The organism is Pelotomaculum schinkii, from assembly GCF_004369205.1.
Lineage (GTDB): Bacteria > Bacillota > Desulfotomaculia > Desulfotomaculales > Pelotomaculaceae > Pelotomaculum_C > Pelotomaculum_C schinkii.
Genome location: NZ_QFGA01000003.1, coordinates 49771 through 68896, shown reverse-complemented (window position 1 = coordinate 68896; position 19126 = coordinate 49771). Strand labels below are relative to the sequence as shown.

Below are 19126 nucleotides of genomic sequence, written 5' to 3'. Positions count from 1 at the left end.
TATTTATTCTACCATATTTCACTTATTTACCGGGACTATATTTTTCATCCTCAACTCCTCCATGATTGGCAAAAACCGGGTAATACTTACCTGCACATGAACCTGCTCCTTCCTGTCATAGAACCCATATCATCTCTTATGGCATAATATGTTACTCATTAAGACACAATGGGCGTTCTTCATATATTAAGTATAAATTATTTAGAGCATATGTCAATTATTAATTCAATCCAAAGGTACAAGCATGAGCAATAGCAGTTTATGAATGAAATATCATTTTGCCGTCATCCTATTAGGAATTATGGAAAAAAACGCAAGGCGCCACAGTTACAACCATAAAGAAGAGGTGCCCCCGCCATCTTAATGTTAAAGATTTCTTACTGCAGAGCCACCTTTTGTGTATGCCATTTATGTTTTTGTGTTGATAGTTACTAATCCTTACTTTTCTTTAATACTTCCAGTTCTGCGAGCCTTTTTTCCATCAGGGAAAGTTGCTTATCTGACAAATGAAGCAAAAATTTTGAAAGAATAGGAATGTATGCTGGAGCGCTATACTGATAACCGCCACTAAAAGAACGCCCCAAACGGCGTCCCCGGAAGGCTCCCCGGCCGCCGGCCGGACCGAAACCTGCCCCCTGTCCGCATCCAGGGCCATATTCAAAGCCAGGTACCTGATTCATATAACCCGGCGCTCCAAAGCCTGCGCAATACCCGCCTGCTCTACCTGTACGAGCTCCTAATCCCAGCGGGCCAGTCCTGTCTCCTCCCGGCATAATTGTCCACCTCCGTTTTATTAGAATAATCGCGGTTACGCGAAATCATAAAGACTATTCCTAGCCTTACTAAAATAGGTATATGCCCATTATTATCTTAAATTGGTTTTGGGCATATGTCAACATTTTTCAAGAAGTATAACTAATCCTTGAGCAAAAAAATTAGTTGCGCCGGAAATAATCCCTGGCAACTAATTTTTTTAAACTAGACGGAGCCAATGGCTGCACCCAATCCTGACCTTAGGAACCCGTTCAGGATTGATAATCTTCATTACAAATCATGTTCCTTTGCGTAATTCAATGTGTTCACTGGTTGCTGTTAAGGAAATGACATACCGCCTCCAAAACCCCTCCGCCGACAGCCAGCGCTTTATCGGAGATGGTGTCATATTCGGCGTCCTGGCGCGGGTCGATGTCACCTATCTTGGTCCCTTTGGGAACCCACAGCCCCTCTTTGAGCATGCCTCTTACCATTCCCGTCATTTCCGCATATACCGGTGTTGTTTCGACATAGGCCACCACATCTCCTTTTTCTACCTGCTCCCCGATAGAACAGCGCGGCGCCATCACTCCGTCCACAGGGGCCCTCAACAGCCTCTCCAGGGTATAGCCGTCCACCGCTCCCGGAGCGCCGGTGTCCGGAATGGCGCCGCCGCTGTAAATGGCCCGGCCCAGCCGGTGTCCCCGGCAGGTCTCAATTACCGCGTGGACGTCGACGCCGGCGGTGAAGCCCGGCCCCAGGCCGATTACCAGCGGCGCGTCCCCGATGGTGGTATCGAGGTTGCGTTTGGCCATCCTCGCGTCCACCACCACCGCGGGACGCGCATCTTTTACCACGGCCGCCGCGGGGTCCACCAGCACCGGGATGACCTTTTTTTCAAGCAATGACAGGGCCCCTTCCACCGAACCGGCCAGGCCGGCCTCTATCCCTTCTATGGTGACGTTCCCTTCATATACCGCCTCGGCAAACGACACGGTCCTTCTTACCACCAGCGGGCGTTCTATTTCGGTCATGATCACGTCCAGGCCGCTCTTGTAAAGACGGTAAGCGACCCCTGAGGCGAGGTCGCCGGCTCCTCTTATCACTACCACTGCTTTATTTTTACTTATTTTTTTCACCCCCGCTAAAAACCTCTTGATACCCGCCTGCCGGTTCTATGAATACTTCCATCGCGCCGCCGCAGACCATCCCTTCCGCAGCCGCCGTGTCCGCGCTAAGCGACACTTTATACATGCGCGGCAAGTTTTCGTCAATCACACCAAGGGCGGCCAGCCGGACCTCCGACTCACCGCAACCGCCCCCTATTGTCCCCAAAATCCGGCCGTCTCCGTAAACCAGCATCCGCGCGCCTGCTTTGCGGGGGGTGGAGCCCCGTGTTTTTACTATTGTGGCCAGCGCCGCAGGTGTTTGATCTCCTGTGAGCGTTTTCTGCAATACTTCTCTGTCCGCCGCGGAAGGCAGTTCAACGTCGCCGGCGGACTTCTGCGGGCTGTGGTCTTTTAGGGAGCGGGCGCTCCCGCCGCGGCGCTCTCTGAGCAATTCCGCGGCTATACTTACGGCCACCTCTCCGGGGGTCTGCGCCCCTACGTCCAAACCTACCGGCATGTGCACCTGCTCCAGTTTTCCGGCGTCTATACCTTCTTCGAGCAACTGCTGCCTGACTATTTTTATCTTTCGCCTGCTGCCGATCATGCCCAGGTAAGCCAGGGGGTATTTGATCAACCGGCGCAGGCATTCCTGGTCGTGCTGGTGGCCCCTGGTGATTATTACCACACTGCTTGACGGCCCCAGCTCCAGGTGGCTTTCCATGTCGCTGAAGTCGCAGCAGATGACTCTGTCGGCCCCGGGAAAACGCTCTTTGTGAGCAAAGTCAGGCCGGTCGTCGACTACCGTAACCTGGTACCCCAGTATTTTCCCGATAGCTGCCAGCGGCACGGCTATATGGCCGCCGCCTAAAATGATCAGTCCATGCGGCGGCTGGTAGGGGGCGATCATAACTGTGGCGCTCTGCTCCGGTTTGGCCGGGTTGGACAGGGTCGCTACCTCAAACATCCCGTTGGACCGGTTACTTTGGACCATTTCCGCCGCCTGCTCTGCCAGCCAGGCCAGCTCCAGGTTCCCTGCTTTCCCTTCACCGTTATTTTTGAATATTGCTTTTTGCCCCAAGAGGCTGTCGGGAAGGTTTTGCTTGCCTATGACGGTCACTATGGTTATCCCTTGCTCCAGGTTGCTTTCCATATACTCCAATAACCTCCTCCCTGGATTTTTGGCGTTATTTTGCCATACATGCCTCGCTGAATAGTCGTTGGCAATGTTATTTTCAGGTTAGTGCGAGCCTTTGCCGAAGGTGCAGTTGGGATACCGGCACTCGGGACAAGCCCTGCAGAGCCCGCCGCAGGCCAGCGCCACGATGTCCCTGCGGGTTACCCGCTCACCCGCCAACAACCGCGGCAGGATTAAGTCCACGACGGTTATTTTGAAAAACATCCCGCAGGCCGGCACTCCCATGATCGGGACGTCCCCCAGGTAGGCCAGCATAAACATCGCGCCGGGCAGCGCGGCGGCGCCGTATTTCTCCACCCTGGCTCCCGCCAGGCGAATGGCGTTGGGGGTGACGTCGTCGGGGTCGACGGACATGCCTCCTGTTACAAAGATGATATCCGCTCCCTCCGAGGCCATTTTGTTGATCTTGGCGGCAATGATTTCAGCGTTGTCAGGCGCGAAATCTATGCCCAGTATCTCTGAACCGAACGCTTCCACTTTCTCGGTGATGACCGGTCCGAAACCGTCCCGGATACGCTTTTTATATACCTCGCTGCCGGTAATGACCGCGCCCACTTTTAATTCCTTAAAGGGAAGCACCTTGATGACCCAGCCGCCAGCCTGCCGGCAGATGTCTTCAGCGGCTGTGACTGTTGTTTCGGGTACGACCAGCGGTATGACCTTGGTCCCTGCCAGCAGTTCGCCTTCTTTGACCACCGTATTGTTGGGCAGGGTCGATAAAATCACGTCCGGCAGCTCGTTGATCGCTTCCAGGGCGGGAATATTGATTTTCAGCAGCCCGTCGCAGGCGGCGTGCATGTTCACCCGGCTTTCCTTGGGGCCGGACCAGGTTACCCACTCGCCGGTGACAGCTTCGCCCAGGCGCACACCGGCTTCGTCCTCATGGACGTCACCATGGTCAAGGTCTAGGATATAGATATTTTCCTTGCCCAACCGCAAAAGCTCGGGTACGTCTTCCGGCCTTATGATGTGCCCTTTTTTAAAAAGCGCTCCCTTGGCTTCTCCCTTCACGATTTGGGTGATATCGTGGCTGAGCACCTTTCCTACCGCTTCCTCTACCTTTATCGTCTGCAACTTCATTTATGTCACTCCTTGAAAATGCCTTTATATTAAGTAGACTACAAGCGCATTAAGTTAGTCTTCCGCAGGTGGCTTCAGGACAAAACCGGGGGATACCAAGCAACGCGGCAGCCCCGGAGCCGGTTGTCCCGAACAGGACGAGCGGTATGGCGGCATTATATATTGTATCTATAGTGGCATTGCAGATGGTGCTGCCAGTAGCGAAGATAACATCACTAGCTGCAATAGACGCGCCCAAGTCGTCAGCGCCGCTCCTTATCAGCACACCATTTTTGATCCGGCCTATATTTGCCGGGTCCAGGTCAAGCACCGTTACAGCAGAGAAGGCGTTATGCAATGCTTCCGCCAGCGCCGGCTGATAGCCTATCATGAGAATCCGGGGCCACCCGTAGTTTTTTTGAAAATATTCAACCGCCTGACGGGCGCACAGCTCCGGCCCATCATTCCGGCAGTGAACATTATTATCCAGCTTGCCGGTATGGCAGGCAACAGCGTTAAGAGTGGCGATATATACGGCCCGTTGAAAATCATCGGTCAACGGCAACGCCAGCACATCTTCCAGGGTCCCGGTGAAATCACCCTGTGCGCCGGTAAAAGCTTGTCCCTTCGACCCCATAACGGTAGCCTGCAGCAATCGCTCTTTTCCTTTCAGCAGCACGTAGTCCTGGCGCTTGGTGGCTCCGAGGGCATCTTCCGGGCTTAACAACGCTGCCTTGACTTTGACCTCCGCCTGCCTGAGCTGAGATTCATCAACCATCCGAGCAAACTCTCTTTGTAAGCGGCTAAAAAAAGAACCTGTTCTACCCTCTTCCATCACCAAAACCCCCTAATTATTTAATAACTTTGTTATTGGGCAATGACATGAAGATGTTCCGGACTAACCGACAGACTAACCTGTTCCCCCCTGCGCAAGTCAAGTCCCTGCCATTCGGCCAGGGACAGGCTGGCCTGCCAGCGGCCATTCCCGTTGCAGTAAACATCAACATGGGTCGAACCAATCATAACGCTTTTGATTCGCGCAGTCCAGCAGTTTGCAGCAGCAGGTCCTTCAGCAGCCCGGCTAAGTCGAATGCTGCCTGACCTGATCAATAAAGTTGAAAGCTTGCCGGACTCGCTTAAGCCTTCCGTCAGGCAGTTTTTTGGCAATGGCCCCAGCAGAAAATCACCGTCGCCGTATTCAAACCACTGTTCACCACCCTGCCTGAGGACTCTGCCGGGAATCAGATTTTCCCCGTGCAAAAACTTTGCTACAAATTCAGTCGCCGGGTGATAAAAGATTTCCAGCGGCTCTCCTTCCTGTTCAACCTGCCCGTCATGCAGCACGAGCATACGCTTGCCAAGCTGCAAAGCTTCCGAAAAGTCGTGCGTCACGTGAATAATGCCGATGCCTTCCGTGTGATGTATTTCTCTCAGCAGTTCCTGCATGGCATGACGAGTCTGCTGGTCAAGCGCGGAAAGCGGCTCATCCAGCAACAAGAGCGGAGGCCGGGTCAGAATGGCCCTGGCCAGTGAAACGCGCTGCCTTTCTCCCCCGCTTAAAAACCTTGGATAACGGTCAAGGAGATGGGTAATATTCATTGCTGCAGCCAACTGCTCCATCCGGCGCAATATTTCAGGACCACCGGCCATCTTCCTGGCCTTTGCGCCGAATAAAATGTTTTCCTTCACAGACATAAACGGATATAGCAGGCTGTCCTGATAAGCAAACCCCAGGTATCTATGCTCCGGCGGCAAATGAGTGATTTCTTTGCCGTTCAAAAACAAAGCGCCCTTATTCAGCGCCCTAAGTCCGGCGATGGACTCGAGGAAAATAGTCTTGCCGCATCCGGTCGGCCCTAAAATAATGACATAGTCACCTGGTCCCATTGAAAAGTTGATATCTTTTAGCGAGAACTTGCCGACATTGACGGTCAGGTTATAAACTTCAAGCAGGTCCTGGCTCATAATCGCACTCCTGTTCCGGTAACGACTTTGAATACACTCATCAAGATCAGCGCCACGAGCAACATTATGACGGCAGTTGCGATGGCAAACTGCATGTCGCCAATGGTCATATTTAAGAATATGGCCACGGACAAAGTTTCTGTTTTCATCCGGGTTATGCCGGCCAGCATGGCAGTTGCTCCGAACTCGCCCAGAGCCCTGGCCCATGCCATCGTCAAACCACCCAGGACACCGCCTTTTGCCAGAGGCATAGTCACCCTTAAGAATACATCCGCTGGAGAACAGCCAAGTGTGCGCGCCACATTTTCCAACCGGGGATCAATGGCATCAAAAGCTTGCTTAAATGTTTTAATGGCAAAAGGCGTGGCAATAAACCACTGGGCAACAACAACACCACGGGCGGAAAATACAACGTCCAGACCAAGGCGGTCAAGTGTATTTCCTAAAACGGGGCCAAACAGGATCAGCAACGCCAACCCGCTGACCAGCGGCGGTAACACGATCGGAATATCCATCAGCGCATCGATTAAGGCTTTCCCCTGGAAATGATAGCGGGAAAGAATAAAACCACAGGGAACAGCAACAGCAGCAGCCAGCACGGTGGCGAGAAGCGACGTCCACAGCGTGAACACGACTGCGAAATGAAATTCCGGATTCCGAATTACGGAAAGAAAAGCGGCCCATTCCCCATAAAACAACAGGCCGCCTACCATTACCACCATAAAAATTGTAATCAGAATAAAAACCAGCCAGAAAATTCCCTGAAAAAAACCTATACGCAGCTTTACCATATAAATTTACCCGTGCTAAAAATATTGTTCAAAAACCTTTAGGCAGTGGTTATGCAAGTCAGGTTTTTTTGAATATACTTTCAAAACAGTATTAAATTTTTGTCTTAAAGCCATATTTTTCAAAAACTGCGGGACCTTCTTTTTTCATGAACTCAAGAAAATCCCTGGCCTGATCTTTCTGATTGCTGTAATTAAGCGTGGCGCAAGGAATTTGATCAACAATATTTACGGCAGAATCGATTTCTACCACATCAAGCTTTTCCAGATTTTTATACGTGTTGCTATATTCAACAATACCTGCGTCCCCCTGGCCCATTAAAATCGCAGCCACTACCTTGGCGGGGCTCTCCACATAGGTAGGTGAATTTTTCTCGACGCTTTCAGTAATTCCCAGCTTGTCAAAGGTCTTAAAAACAGTTTTACCTATGGCGGTAGCCTCTTTATCCGGTATAACAAGCTTTAAGCCTGAACGGCCCAGATCCTGGACTTTGCTGATTTTCGCCGGATTTCCTTTAGGTGTAACAATTACCGGGGTGTGATAGGCAATCGGCCCAGCAATCTCTTCAATGTAGCCTTTTTTCTGGGCGGCTTCTACAAAAGGCATGCCCCCGGGCATATAAACATCACCTTTTTTCATTGTTTCCAGCTGGTTCAACAACGCCCCTGAATTATTAAAAGTTAATTCTACCTTGACACCTGTTTTTTGCTCATAAGTTTGCGCCAGCTCACTTACAGGATCTTTAAGGTTGGCTCCAACATAGGCAAATAACGACGCTTTCCCCTGCGCCTGCGAAGTACTCCCTTCTCCTCCTGCAGACGGGCCGGAAGGCTTGCCGCACCCGGTAACCAGCGCAGCCATAAGCAAGGATAGAAACATTGTTGCAAGAACCTGCACTAACCTTTTCACCAAACCATCCATCTCCTTAGTGTAACAAAAATAATTCTTTCGCGTTAATTACACGATACCGCATTCAGCGAACTGTCCATGGACTTCCCTTTTTCTAGGGATACAGTTATATCCCCTAAGAATTGTGCGTCTTCTTCGTCATGCGTAACCAAAATAAACGGTATCTGCCAATGGCTGTGCAGTTTTTTCACTTCATGCCTGAGACTTATCCTGGTATTCTTATCCAGGGCGCTGAACGGCTCGTCAAGCAACAGTAGTTGGGGACGGACGACCAGAGCCCTGGCCAGAGCAACCCGCTGCTTCTCCCCACCGGAAAGCTGGCTGGGATACCGGTCGATAAGATGCCCGACGCCAAAGGAATTTAAAAGTTCCACCGGGTCCATAGCTGCTCTGTCCTGCTTGCAATTTTTGCTTTTCAGGCCATAAAAAACATTGTGTCTGACAGTCATATGGGGGAAGAGGGCGTAGTCCTGGAACAGGTAGCCAACGTTCCTGGATTGCGGAGAGATATTAAGCTTTTCTTCCGAGGAATATAAGACCCGATCATTTATTTTGATGAGCCCCTCATTTGGTTTCGAAAGACCTGCCAACAGGTGTAAAATGGTGGTCTTTCCCGAACCGGAAGGTCCCAGAAGAATAAGAATTTGGTTGTCAACTTTCAATTGCACATCCAGGGTAAAATGCCACAATTTTTTGGTCAGGCTGGCTTCTAACATATAATCACCTTTAATACCTTAATAATTCTGCTTTTTAGCCCAGCGATTTACCCAGAATATAACAAGAAAGCTGAATATAGTAATGATTCCGACCAGAGTTCTGGCCATGACATTATTTCCCGATTCCACTGCAAAATATATGGCTGTTGGAATAGTCTGGGTCTGGCCCGGTATGTTGCCGGCAACCATCAAAGTGGCGCCGAATTCACCCAGGGCGCGGGCAAAGGTCAGCACCAGGCCCGCAAGAATACCCGGCCAGGCCAGTGGGAGCGTAATCGTAAAAAATATTCTCAGTTCACTTGCACCCAGGGTCCTGGCCACTTTCTCAAAGTTAACGTCCACGCTCATAAAAGCTGCTTTGGCGCTCTGGTACATCAGCGGGAAAGCCACCGCGGTGGAAGCAAGGACGGCCGCCCACCAGGTAAATACGAAAGTAATGCCCACATCAGCCAGAGCTTTGCCCAACAGGCCGTTTTTGCCGATTAGCAGCAACAAGCCGTAGCCAACGACTGATGGCGGCAGCACCAGGGGCAGCGTTATCGCCGCCTCTAGTACATCCTTGCCATAAAACTCTCTGCGAGCCAGCAACCGGGTTAGAGGCAATCCAAGACATGTAACGACAATCGTTGCGATTATTGCCACCCGAATAGAAAGAATTACCGGGTGCCAGTCGATTTGCTGCAAGAACATCATAAATTACTACTTGAGGACTTTGAATCCATATTTTTCGAAAACCTTAACTGCGTCGTCACTCGTCAGAAATGCTGCAAATGCCTCGGCCTCTTTCTGGTGCTTGGTGCTTTTGATTACCGCCATGGGATAAACTACAGGCGCACTGGAGCCGGCAGGAGCAGCGGCTACAATTTTAACGTTGTTGCTGGTTGCTGCATCGGTGCGGTAAACCAGCCCTGCATCCACATTGCCGGTTTCCACATAGGTAAGGACCTGGCGCACATCCTTTGCAAGAACCATTTTGGGTTCAAGCTGCTCCCAGAGCTTAAGAGCAGTTAAAGTATCTTTTGCATACTTGCCGGCAGGTACCGTTTCAGGTGTACCGATACTGATCTTTTCAACGCTCGCGTCGGTCATTCCGTTAAACTCTGTAAGCTTGCTGTCTTTCCCGGCTATCAGTACCAGTTCGTTCCCCAGCAGGTCTTTACGGGAAGCATCCACAATCAGGCCTTTTTGGGCCAGGGCATCCATTTGGGACTTGCCTGCGGATATAAATAAATCTGCCGGGGCGCCCTCCTCAATCTGCTTTTGCAAGGTGCCGGAGGCGGCTAGATTATAAGTAATAGTCACATCTGAATGTTGTTTTTCATAGATTGTCTTTAATTCTCCCGCAGCATCCGTCAGGCTGGCAGCCGCCGAAACGTTTAATTCAGTTTTCGGTTGTTCTTTTTCTCCGCCGCACCCCGTAACAGCTGCTACAACAAATAACATGAGCGCTAAAAAAATTAATATTTTTTTCATGGCTTCTTCTCTCCTAATATGTAAATTTTGTTATACTAAAGATTATAATTACCTACTCCAAACAGGGATGCATGTATTATGTTAAAAACATCATAACATGACACAACATGAAATGCGGCTCACTTTTTTATCAATCATTTTTTAGCTAGTTAATACACTCCCCTCTGTAATCATTACAATACCGTATGACACCATACAATACTAAACATAATGCTACTACCAAATAATAAAATAATCCGTAGTGCTTGTCAATATGGCTAGCTAAATTACGTATCATTAATTTTTAATAATTCAGCCCCTTACAAAGAACACTCTTTATCTTAAAGCCAGTATTAGGAAATCTCGTTTATAAGCTCAGTTTATTAACATTAAGGAAATTTCTTGCTAAATAACTGTTTACCACCCCGTAAAAACAAATTTGACACTACAAAAAATAATTATCAAATTAATAAAAATAAGATATAATAAATAGCAGAATAGCTGGTGGAGGAATACCTGTGAAAGAAGATTCTTCTTTAACTCCCGAAGAAGTAGCAAGCACACTAAAAATTGCCAAGAATACAGTATATGAATTGATAAAACGGGGAGAATTGGCGGCTTACCGTGTTGGCCGTAAGATTCGGGTTGATCAGAAAGATGTTGAAGCCTATAAAAACCTGGGGAAAAAGCTGGAGTCAACGGCGGCGCCATACTCCGCCGCTGCCCGTTCACTTCCTGCAACAGCGCCGGATATTGAGGAACCGTCCTCTAATCTGCAAAGAATCGTAATCTGCGGCCAGGACGTCCTTCTTGACATTTTGGCCCGCCACCTGGAGCGGCATCCAAATGGAGTCGGCGCTCTCAGACACCATGTGGGAAGCTTTAACGGCCTTTTGGCTCTTTACCAGGGAAAGGTCCACATGACCGCAGTCCATCTTTGGGCCGGGGAAAGGGATCTGTACAATATCCCCTACGTCCGCCGCCTGCTTCCCGGTATTCCAACGTTAATAGTACATTTAGCCTGCCGGATGCAGGGATTTTATGTGGCCAAGGGCAATCCCAAAGGGATCAAGAGCTGGCAAGATTTAACCCGTCCAGGAATACGTTTCATAAACCGGGAAAAGGGCAGCGGCACCCGGGTCCTATTAAACGAGCAGTTCCGGCTCCTGGGATTGGACAGCAGCCAAATTAACGGCTATGAAACAGAAGAGTTATCCCACCTTACCGTGGCGAGCGCTGTCGCACGGGGGGAAGCCGATGTGGGCCTGGGCATCGAAAAGGTGTCCCTGCAAGCTCGCGGGATCGATTTTGTGCCCTTGCAAAAAGAACGCTATGAACTGGTGATGAAGAAAGAAGATGCGGACAAGCCCCAGTTCCAAGCTGTACTTGAAATAATACAGTCCCATGAGTTCAAAAAAGAACTCCTGGGACTGGGGGATTATGATGTGACCGAAACAGGCAAAATTGTAGCTGAAGTATAATTCAAATCAAGTAAAATAGTTACTTAAAGGCCGGTTGACCGGTCTTTTTTATTGACTGTAAAGTCTGGTCGATTTGACAAAATACACAATGTCCTGGCTATTTCACGCATAAAAAAATCACCTATAACTTATATTCATCGCACAGCTTACCGAGTAGATTGACAGCAACCAAATTATATCTTATTATATTTATATCACGTCATTTAGCGTTATGTTATGTTATGTGTCTTTTCCATTAGAACTGTCCATTGTTTTAAATATAAGGTGGCGAAATAGCCGTGATTTGTGATGCTGACGGAATTGCAGCCATAATACTCGCTGCAGGTTATTCTTTTCAGATGAGGGAATTCAAACCTTTATTAAAACTCGGAGATTTTACTGCTGTCGAACATGCCGTACGGTGTTTTTTTCAGGCCGGGATCTCCGATGTAAGGGTAGTGGTAGGCTACCGGGCGCTTGAAGTTATAGACGCGTTAAAAAACTACGACGTCAGGATAATTATTAATAACCATTTCAATGAGGGTATGTACTCCTCGGTGCAGGAAGGAGTTAAGACTCTGGAAGCGGAGGTACGGGCTTTCTTTATCCTGCCTGCGGATAACCCCCTCGTCCGTGCTTCCACAGTGAATAAAATACTTGCCCGTTACCACTCAGCAGGTAAACCGGGCATTATATATCCAGCTATAAATAGCCTGCGGGGACACCCGAAACTTATTTCAGCTAAGTACATAAATACGATCGTGAATACTTCTTACCCTGATGGTTTAAAGGGACTATTAAAAAATTTGGAACATGATGCTGTAGATGTGGAGGTTACGGACGTAGCCGTTCGGCTGGACATGAACACACAGGAAGATCGCCGTTTCCTTTTGAACCACCTGAACAATCGAGCAGCTATCACCTTTGATTCATGTTGTCAAATTTTACAAACAATTAGAGTCAATCCGTATTTTCAGGCACATTGCTATCTAGTAGCAGGTCTTGCTCTGGCATTGACTAATCATTTGAATAAAGCAGGCGCATTTCTGGATGTTGATACAGTTCTTGCCGGAGCCTTGCTGCATGATGTTGTCCACTGTCATAAGGAGCGCGCCCTGGCTAATTCGCTGCTTCTTGCAGACATGAGTTATCCCCAGGTCGCTGAGATTTCTGCTGTCAATTTGAGCAAAGAGGTTTCTAAAAGCAAACCGCTTTCAGAATCAGACGTGATTTTTCTAGCGGACAAAATGGTGATGAACCAGCAAATTATTTCCATCAGCGAATATTTTACTACACTACTCAAAAAGCACGGCCGCGACAGGAAGACCCGCCGTGCCATACTTCGCAAACTGAAGCAAGCTGAGTTGATCAAAAAGAAAGTTGAAACAAAAATAGGCCGCCCAATAGATACTATTAAGCTGATAGACTCAATTAAACCCAATACTGCGTTACCAGACAACACAAAGGCGGCAAGCCGTCCAGCTGAACACAAGTATACCCGTTTACAGGATTTATCCAACAAAGCAAACTCTGGTTCCAAAACCGGCAGTAAGCTTTGTCTGGAAAAAAATGGGGTAGTTTTCGATGAAGTCCTTTATACTATATTGACGCACATTGACTTCTCCGGCTCGATGGTCCAGACTGCAAGGGAATTGGGGATATCCTATCGCTCGGCCCTGGGTAAAATTAAGACGGTGGAAGACAGCTGGAGAATCCTGCTGATCCACACACAGGTAGGCGAAGGAACCAGACTAACGCCACTCGCACAGGAGCTTTTACACAAATTTCGCTCAGTGAAACATGAAATTGACCATTTGACACAGGAATTAAATATGAAGTCCACTACAAGCCTAAAATTGCCGCTATGACCAAAGCATCAATATTTAATAACCCCTTGTGCGCGCCGCCGCCTCCCGGTATTCCAGTGTTAAACTGAAGCGGCGCCAAACATACCATCAGCGCTTGCAGAATGAGTCGATTCCCCTTTATTACAGGATGAACGCGGTATACAAAAGCCCTTCATTTAATATAGGTCAAATGAAGGGCTTTTGGGATGTTTAAGAAGGAATCTATTTACCAATTACTACAGAACTTGCTTTGACTAGCGCGCTTACTTCGTCACCAACCTTTAAGTTCATCCTTTTCACTGAACCAGCTGTAATTGTTGAACACATTTCCTGTCCGCCTATATCAAGGAGCACTTCGGCATTAATTTCATTTGTTTTAATGTCCTTGATGCGGCCCTTTAGATTGTTACGAGCACTGAGTTCCATGGTGTTCCCTCCTGATAAATTGTTTCCATATTATTCGCAGCTATTATTTACAATGTGGGAATATTTATGCATAAAAAGGAAATTTGGACGCGCTGTTCTTTAATGGACAGCGCGTCCAAGAAACCGGAATAACCTGATAATAGGTCCCTTGACATATATTTTTTGACTGTCTTGGGCACGGGGCTACGTGTGTAAATGCCCGTGCTGGTGCGGGTGGCTGCTCTCACCATGCTTGTGTTCATGAGGGTGATGATGCTGCTGGTCATGTTTATCACCAACAATCAACCTCAATATATTTGGGCGCTCCATCACTTTTTTGCCGGACCCATAGCCCACCTTTTTCACTACAAGCGCCGGCATATCAATAAAAGCTTCCGCCAGGGTGGAAATGAGGGCGGCCCCGGTTGGAGTGACCAGTTCGCCTTCAATACCTGCCCCATATATAGGGACGTCATGCAAAATTTCAAGGGTTGCAGGGGCTGGTGAGGGGATTATCCCGTGCATGCATCTGATAAAACCTTTGCCCATGGGCAGTGGTGAAGCATATACCCGCTGCACCCCAAGCAAGCTAAGACCAAGCACCGTACCTACAACATCCACAATAGCGTCTACGGCGCCTACTTCATGGAATTGGACTTGCTCCGGCGCGGTATCGTGCACAGTCGCCTCCGCTATAGCCAGGCGGTCAAAGACGGCTTTACTTTTTCCCTTTACCCTTTCAGGCAGTTCGCTATTGTCGATAACCTGCTTGATGTCTGCAAGACGCCTTTCCGGCTGTGGCTCATCCAGCATATCCACAAAGATATTAGCCGCTGTTATACCACTGCGCCTGACCTTTTCACAACGCAGGACATATCCCTGCACAGAAAGCTTGGTTAACTCCTCTTTTAAAATATCAAAATCAACCCCGGCGCTGATTAAGGCGCCCAGGCACATATCCCCGCTAATCCCTGAGAAACAGTCAAAATAGGCTATCTTCATACGTTCGCCCTCTTTATGTCACGCAGCCCGGTACCGGATGGGGAATTACTTTCCTCAACCTCCATGAGGGCCGCGCCAACTTTTTGTTCAATCATCCGGGTAATGGCATTGGCCATAGCGGCTGCGCCAAAACCGTTATCAATATTTACCACGGACACACCAGTGGCGCAACTGTTAAGCATACATAAAAGCGCGGCAAGCCCGTTAAAGCTGGCTCCATACCCAACACTGGTTGGCACTGCAATAATGGGCTGGTCAGCCAGCCCACCCACCACGCTGGCCAGGGCGCCCTCCATACCCGCGACAACTATGATTACATCTGCCCAGCGGATCAAGTCCAGTTTATCGAGGAGCCTGTGAATACCGGCAACGCCGACATCATAAGCGCGCTCCACGTGGTTGCCCATTATTTCAGCGGTAACGGCAGCCTCTTCGGCCACTGGAATATCAGCTGTTCCGGCGCTCATGAGCAGGATGTTGCCTTTCTTTACCGGGGGCTCGCCGCGGTGTACGACGATGGTACGCGACAGTTCATGATAGACGGCGTCAGGATAAACTCCCTGCACCGCTTCAAAAGCTTCTTTGGTGGCGCGGGTACCCAGGATGCTCCGGCGCCCCCCACAGAGGGCATCAAAAATCCGCGCGACCTGGTCCACGGTCTTGCCCTGGCAGAAAACAACTTCAGGAAAGCCCTTGCGCAGAGCACGATGGTGGTCTAACATGGCAAATCCCAGGTCTTCATAAGGTAGGTCTTTAAGAATGTTTAAAGCCTCTCCCACTTCAACCTTATTATTCTTTACATCATCCAGCAATTGGCGAAGCTCGTCTTTTCCCATTTACAAATTTCCCTTACCATTTTTAATCTGGAAGTTACACCAAACCATAACCAGCTTGTGAAAAGGCTGTCCATAATCCCCGCTGATTTATTTTACACACCCACACCTTATAATATAGCTAAAGCATAAACTGTTGCTGGTGTAATACAACTGATACTTTTATTAGGAATAAATCAATATCATCCTTGCCAGGTAATGTATTCAATGTAACATATCCCCACTCTCCATACACATAAGAAGACCAGGCTTTGCTTAAGCCTGGCGGCTGGGATGATATTCAATTTCAACAATAATTGTTAATTCCCTTCCATTAACAAAAAAATAAAACTGGTCAGGTTATTTTGTTTTAAATTCGCTCAACCTTGTAAATTCCACAAGGGCGTCCAGTGTTTTTAGTGTAAAAACCTTACCTCTTGTAGCAATCAATAACTTTTTCATATCCTCACGACGGACACCGAACCCACGCCCACCGATACAAGCAATAACTTCAAACTTAGGGGTTCTTGGATTTCCTGCTAAACTAATAGAGGCAAGATGTTGCACACGAGTAACTTTATCACGCGCCGTACCGTCATCTTCAGTAATCTTAGCCTCGATAACTACCTGAGGATTAAATTCACTCGGTATTATAAAATCCGGGGCCTGGTCAAATCCTGCAATCCGTTCCGCCCTCTTTGTTTTCCTGTAACTAACACCGGCCTTGGTTAATACCTCTTCAATGGCCGATTCAAGACTATCGCCAATCAATTCGGAAACTGAGTCCCTGTGTCCGGCAAAAGGTCGCCCCAAGAATCGTTCATATAAAAGCATGGCATAAGGTACCCCCATACTTGACATCGTTCTTATAGCAGATGGGCCAGCGCTTGTATCTGCCTTATCTAATCTATGAATTTTATCCGATTCAACTTCCGGAACCGGCGAGTTAAGTAACTGGCAAGCAGTTTCTATTAAAGCTTCCACTCGTTCTTTTTTAATGAGACCGCTACCTAAGGGTGTCAAAGGCGCCATGCGAATATTTCTGTCTAAAGTTCGAACGAAACCCTGATTTATTTCGATACCTGTACGTTGTGTAGTTACATAAGCCCATTCCGGGGGAGTAAATCCAAGCATTGCCCTTAATACGATAATAATCATCGGATTTTGAAAAGCAGCCCTTGTTATAGGGACCGGCTCGATATTTTGGAACCCGTTTGTTACCCGCTTTAATACTTCATAACCTGTCTCAAATACAGTATAGTCGATAAACCCATTGCCTTTAGGCAGTACCAGGAACTCTGATTCAAGGCAGGAGAAGACAGCGGAAATGTATACATCTGGATTGGCTTCAATAAAGGTGAACGGCACTTCAAAAGGATATTTCATCTTCTTCTCCTCCATAAGATTCTTGTTTTTCATGAGCTATTAAACTTTGATAACAGGGAGCGTTTGCCAAGACATCTGACAAAAATCTTTCAATAGAAGGCCAACCCCCGAGTTTATTTATAGCCTGTGCCACCACCTTCATCTTCTCTGATGCTGACACATCTATATCCCAATTCTTGCGTAAGTTCCAAACAGCTAAACGGATAAGATGACCGTAAGCTATGCAGCGTATATCACCATGCGTTAACTTGACGTTACCTTTTAGAATAAGCTCCAAATCTTCCCTAACCAATTCAGCTATTTCTTGGGACTTGGATACTATGGTACGCCGTGGGACTGTACCAGTTGAGCGGCAGACAAAAACCGTATCAATTATTGATGAACCTGTCCCGTTAATGTGAATAGAAGCACCCATCTCTGCCGGACAGGGGATTGAGGCAGAACAAGTCAGTCCAGCATCAAGGATTGCAACTGCAACAGGTAAATATGCTTCAATTTTATTGTGATGGTAGGTAAAGACTAAAGGTGCCCCCTCTTTTAACGAACACGCCACTTTTGCAAAAATGGCTGCCATTCCTTCGGTGAAATGTGAAAGTCCCCGTTCCATCGTAATATTGCCGGTTAATTCTTCTATGTCCCTTGTGGAAGATTTATTAAATACTCCACTAGTATCTATAGCTAACCGGCGCAGCCATACATAACAAAAGTCCATCAATTCAGCATATTGTACATTGGCAAAATAAGGTGGATCGGTTATTACAGCATCAAGAGACTCGGGGGGTAAATCAATGAAGGTTGAACTGCAGCAATGAAGCGCAACATTTCTATCTTCCGGTGACATGGAAGTGTTACGGTGTTCTCCAATCCATTCTCCTCTGATCGCTACTTGAACTTTTCTCCCGCCTTGATGCCGAATTTCAAAGGGATTAGCACAGTAGGCTTTAGCATGATCATACTTAAGAATAATATTAGACCAACCACCGCTTCCAATGTTTGATCCTTTTTCACCGTTCGGGATACCGAGCAGATTGGACTCACACTGCATCAGTCCAACTGGAAAGCCATGTATTGAAAATATATCAAGTGATTTCAGTGCCATAGAATCGTAACGGCAGAGCATGTTCTGGTAGCGAAGCAGATCAGAAAGATTTGTTGCTAATGCATTTCGAATCTTTTCCTCAGAATGTCCAGAAATAGCCTGGCAGCTTAATTCCAAACCTAACAACTGCCGCTCATTAAACATCTCACGGTATCTCCGGTAACCCCATCTTAGAAGGCGGTCGGTTTCATCACCAGGCGGGATCTCATCGTCAGGAACAAAGCTAGGGTTTAATCGTCTCCAAGTTTCAGAAGCTATCTCATATTTCTCTAGATCTTCCCGGTCCGGTTTTTTGAAGAACCTGCCCTGATGGTTGGGCTTACATAAAGGACAGTGATACTCTATTGCTATCATACGATGTTGAGGAGCGCCATCTAAAGGCTTAGGGTAGATATTTATTTTCCCACAATGAGGGCACTCGCAACGGTTGCGAGTGGCCGGCCCGTTAATTTTTAATACCACACCACAAGCATGACAAAAACCAGGTTGTTTCCTATCCTCCACCTCATTCAATTCCCCGCAAGCAGAACAAATGATCACATTTTTTGGATGGCGCTGATTCCCTGCAAGCAAAAACCCAGGCAACAAATCATAAATGCTCCCGCACTCATCACATTTTAGTGTTTTTACCCAGATGAAATACTTGACATGAGCATTTGGAGAACCGCACTCCATGCAAATAGTTCTATAAAAGGAGCCAACTTCATTTTCCAGTCGTTGTTGAAGATCAACTGCCGCCTTACGATATGACTCAAGGTCAAGATGTTCAATCTCCTGGCGAACGATCCAATACGCCATTGGATTAATATCGTAGCCGGTAATATCGCACCCAAGCCGATTGGCTTCAATTAGCGGTGTCCCCCCACCCATAAACGGATCAGCTATTTTAATACCTTTTAAGGTGTGTGCCTTATAAAAATTATCCTTTAAAGCACCTTCAACAAACTCAGACAACAAAAGCCCCCGGAATAAGGTGCCGGGGCGTCTGGCAAACCATTTATGTACTGCAATAATTGGGCGATAATTCTGTTGGATTTGTTTTTCATAAAGGGCTAAATCAGAAATAAATGGGATGTCAAAATCTTTCTCAATCATTATTTCCCTCAGAAATCCTTACTTGTCCTTGTCTTATTCGCTAACCTAAACCAGCTTTCCTGCAAAAGTTTTT

The 19126-nt window shown here is 47.8% G+C and carries 18 protein-coding genes; 2 read left to right on the top strand and 16 right to left on the bottom strand.

Features of this window, described 5'->3' with window-relative positions; genetic code table 11:
• Window positions 1-431 precede the first annotated feature (431 nt).
• The 11 genes from Psch_RS16395 to modA (Psch_RS16345) all read right to left on the bottom strand — a co-directional run bounded on the left by Psch_RS16395 (window position 432) and on the right by modA (Psch_RS16345) (window position 9968).
• Window positions 432-773 (bottom strand): DUF5320 domain-containing protein, encoded by a 342-nt coding sequence (locus Psch_RS16395; RefSeq protein WP_190258932.1) that lies wholly within the window; start codon window positions 771-773, stop codon window positions 432-434.
• A 306-nt stretch (window positions 774-1079) separates the two neighbouring features.
• Complete coding sequence (yqeB, locus tag Psch_RS16390; protein ID WP_345789099.1) at window positions 1080-1892, bottom strand: selenium-dependent molybdenum cofactor biosynthesis protein YqeB; 813 nt, start codon at window positions 1890-1892, stop codon at window positions 1080-1082.
• Window positions 1876-3012 (bottom strand): XdhC/CoxI family protein, encoded by a 1137-nt coding sequence (locus Psch_RS16385; protein ID WP_190258931.1) that lies wholly within the window; start codon window positions 3010-3012, stop codon window positions 1876-1878. The genes yqeB and Psch_RS16385 overlap by 17 nt, the downstream gene beginning before the upstream one ends.
• 87 nt (window positions 3013-3099) lie before the next feature.
• On the bottom strand, window positions 3100-4137 hold the full coding sequence (locus Psch_RS16380) for a molybdopterin-binding protein (RefSeq protein ID WP_190258930.1): 1038 nt from the start codon (window positions 4135-4137) through the stop codon (window positions 3100-3102).
• Between the two features lie 49 nt (window positions 4138-4186).
• Window positions 4187-4951 carry a Rossmann-like domain-containing protein gene (locus Psch_RS16375; protein ID WP_190258929.1) on the bottom strand — a complete coding sequence of 255 codons (765 nt, stop codon included), beginning with the start codon at window positions 4949-4951 and terminating at the stop codon, window positions 4187-4189.
• A gap of 32 nt (window positions 4952-4983) precedes the next feature.
• Window positions 4984-6081 (bottom strand): ABC transporter ATP-binding protein, encoded by a 1098-nt coding sequence (locus Psch_RS16370; RefSeq protein ID WP_190258928.1) that lies wholly within the window; start codon window positions 6079-6081, stop codon window positions 4984-4986.
• Window positions 6078-6872 carry an ABC transporter permease gene (locus Psch_RS16365; RefSeq protein WP_190258927.1) on the bottom strand — a complete coding sequence of 265 codons (795 nt, stop codon included), beginning with the start codon at window positions 6870-6872 and terminating at the stop codon, window positions 6078-6080. The genes Psch_RS16370 and Psch_RS16365 overlap by 4 nt, the downstream gene beginning before the upstream one ends.
• A 91-nt stretch (window positions 6873-6963) precedes the next feature.
• The gene (gene modA, locus Psch_RS16360; protein ID WP_243124222.1) at window positions 6964-7779 is read right to left on the bottom strand and encodes a molybdate ABC transporter substrate-binding protein; all 816 of its coding nucleotides are present in this window, start codon (window positions 7777-7779) and stop codon (window positions 6964-6966) included.
• A gap of 44 nt (window positions 7780-7823) precedes the next feature.
• Window positions 7824-8495, bottom strand: coding sequence for an ATP-binding cassette domain-containing protein (locus tag Psch_RS16355; protein ID WP_134218822.1), 672 nt, complete (start codon window positions 8493-8495; stop codon window positions 7824-7826).
• Between the two features lie 18 nt (window positions 8496-8513).
• Complete coding sequence (modB, locus tag Psch_RS16350) at window positions 8514-9185, bottom strand: molybdate ABC transporter permease subunit (RefSeq protein ID WP_134218828.1); 672 nt, start codon at window positions 9183-9185, stop codon at window positions 8514-8516.
• A gap of 9 nt (window positions 9186-9194) precedes the next feature.
• Window positions 9195-9968 carry a molybdate ABC transporter substrate-binding protein gene (gene modA, locus Psch_RS16345; protein WP_134218821.1) on the bottom strand — a complete coding sequence of 258 codons (774 nt, stop codon included), beginning with the start codon at window positions 9966-9968 and terminating at the stop codon, window positions 9195-9197.
• Between the two features lie 497 nt (window positions 9969-10465).
• On the opposite strand from modA (Psch_RS16345), the gene Psch_RS16340 reads away from it, so the two are divergent.
• Window positions 10466-11428, top strand: a complete 963-nt coding sequence (locus tag Psch_RS16340) for a helix-turn-helix transcriptional regulator (RefSeq protein WP_134218820.1) — start codon at window positions 10466-10468, stop codon at window positions 11426-11428.
• 278 nt (window positions 11429-11706) lie between these two features.
• Complete coding sequence (locus tag Psch_RS16335; protein ID WP_190258926.1) at window positions 11707-13275, top strand: DVU_1551 family NTP transferase; 1569 nt, start codon at window positions 11707-11709, stop codon at window positions 13273-13275.
• Window positions 13276-13476: 201 nt separating this feature from the next.
• Here Psch_RS16335 and Psch_RS16330 read toward each other — a convergent pair whose 3' ends face one another.
• The 5 genes from Psch_RS16330 to Psch_RS16310 all read right to left on the bottom strand — a co-directional run bounded on the left by Psch_RS16330 (window position 13477) and on the right by Psch_RS16310 (window position 19053).
• Window positions 13477-13680, bottom strand: a complete 204-nt coding sequence (locus tag Psch_RS16330; protein ID WP_134218818.1) for a TOBE domain-containing protein — start codon at window positions 13678-13680, stop codon at window positions 13477-13479.
• A gap of 183 nt (window positions 13681-13863) precedes the next feature.
• Window positions 13864-14661 carry a nickel pincer cofactor biosynthesis protein LarC gene (gene larC, locus Psch_RS16325; protein ID WP_134218817.1) on the bottom strand — a complete coding sequence of 266 codons (798 nt, stop codon included), beginning with the start codon at window positions 14659-14661 and terminating at the stop codon, window positions 13864-13866.
• Window positions 14658-15497 (bottom strand): nickel pincer cofactor biosynthesis protein LarB, encoded by an 840-nt coding sequence (gene larB / locus Psch_RS16320; protein WP_190258925.1) that lies wholly within the window; start codon window positions 15495-15497, stop codon window positions 14658-14660. The genes larC and larB overlap by 4 nt, the downstream gene beginning before the upstream one ends.
• Window positions 15498-15833: 336 nt before the next feature.
• On the bottom strand, window positions 15834-16859 hold the full coding sequence (locus Psch_RS16315; RefSeq protein WP_190258924.1) for a hypothetical protein: 1026 nt from the start codon (window positions 16857-16859) through the stop codon (window positions 15834-15836).
• A complete protein-coding gene (locus Psch_RS16310) occupies window positions 16843-19053 on the bottom strand; it encodes a DUF1156 domain-containing protein (RefSeq protein ID WP_134218814.1) in 2211 nt (736 codons plus the stop codon). The genes Psch_RS16315 and Psch_RS16310 overlap by 17 nt, the downstream gene beginning before the upstream one ends.
• Window positions 19054-19126: the final 73 nt, after the last annotated feature.

Coding starts and splice junctions, on each gene's coding strand:
- Psch_RS16395 (WP_190258932.1), bottom strand. CDS start 773: ATGCCGGGAGGAGACAGGACTGGCCCGCTGGGATTAGGAGCTCGTACA.
- larC (WP_134218817.1), bottom strand. CDS start 14,661: ATGAAGATAGCCTATTTTGACTGTTTCTCAGGGATTAGCGGGGATATG.
- modB (WP_134218828.1), bottom strand. CDS start 9,185: ATGTTCTTGCAGCAAATCGACTGGCACCCGGTAATTCTTTCTATTCGG.
- Psch_RS16310 (WP_134218814.1), bottom strand. CDS start 19,053: ATGATTGAGAAAGATTTTGACATCCCATTTATTTCTGATTTAGCCCTT.
- Psch_RS16380 (WP_190258930.1), bottom strand. CDS start 4,137: ATGAAGTTGCAGACGATAAAGGTAGAGGAAGCGGTAGGAAAGGTGCTC.
- Psch_RS16385 (WP_190258931.1), bottom strand. CDS start 3,012: ATGGAAAGCAACCTGGAGCAAGGGATAACCATAGTGACCGTCATAGGC.
- Psch_RS16365 (WP_190258927.1), bottom strand. CDS start 6,872: ATGGTAAAGCTGCGTATAGGTTTTTTTCAGGGAATTTTCTGGCTGGTT.
- Psch_RS16355 (WP_134218822.1), bottom strand. CDS start 8,495: ATGTTAGAAGCCAGCCTGACCAAAAAATTGTGGCATTTTACCCTGGAT.
- Psch_RS16315 (WP_190258924.1), bottom strand. CDS start 16,859: ATGAAATATCCTTTTGAAGTGCCGTTCACCTTTATTGAAGCCAATCCA.
- Psch_RS16375 (WP_190258929.1), bottom strand. CDS start 4,951: ATGGAAGAGGGTAGAACAGGTTCTTTTTTTAGCCGCTTACAAAGAGAG.
- Psch_RS16370 (WP_190258928.1), bottom strand. CDS start 6,081: ATGAGCCAGGACCTGCTTGAAGTTTATAACCTGACCGTCAATGTCGGC.
- larB (WP_190258925.1), bottom strand. CDS start 15,497: ATGGGAAAAGACGAGCTTCGCCAATTGCTGGATGATGTAAAGAATAAT.
- modA (WP_134218821.1), bottom strand. CDS start 9,968: ATGAAAAAAATATTAATTTTTTTAGCGCTCATGTTATTTGTTGTAGCA.
- Psch_RS16330 (WP_134218818.1), bottom strand. CDS start 13,680: ATGGAACTCAGTGCTCGTAACAATCTAAAGGGCCGCATCAAGGACATT.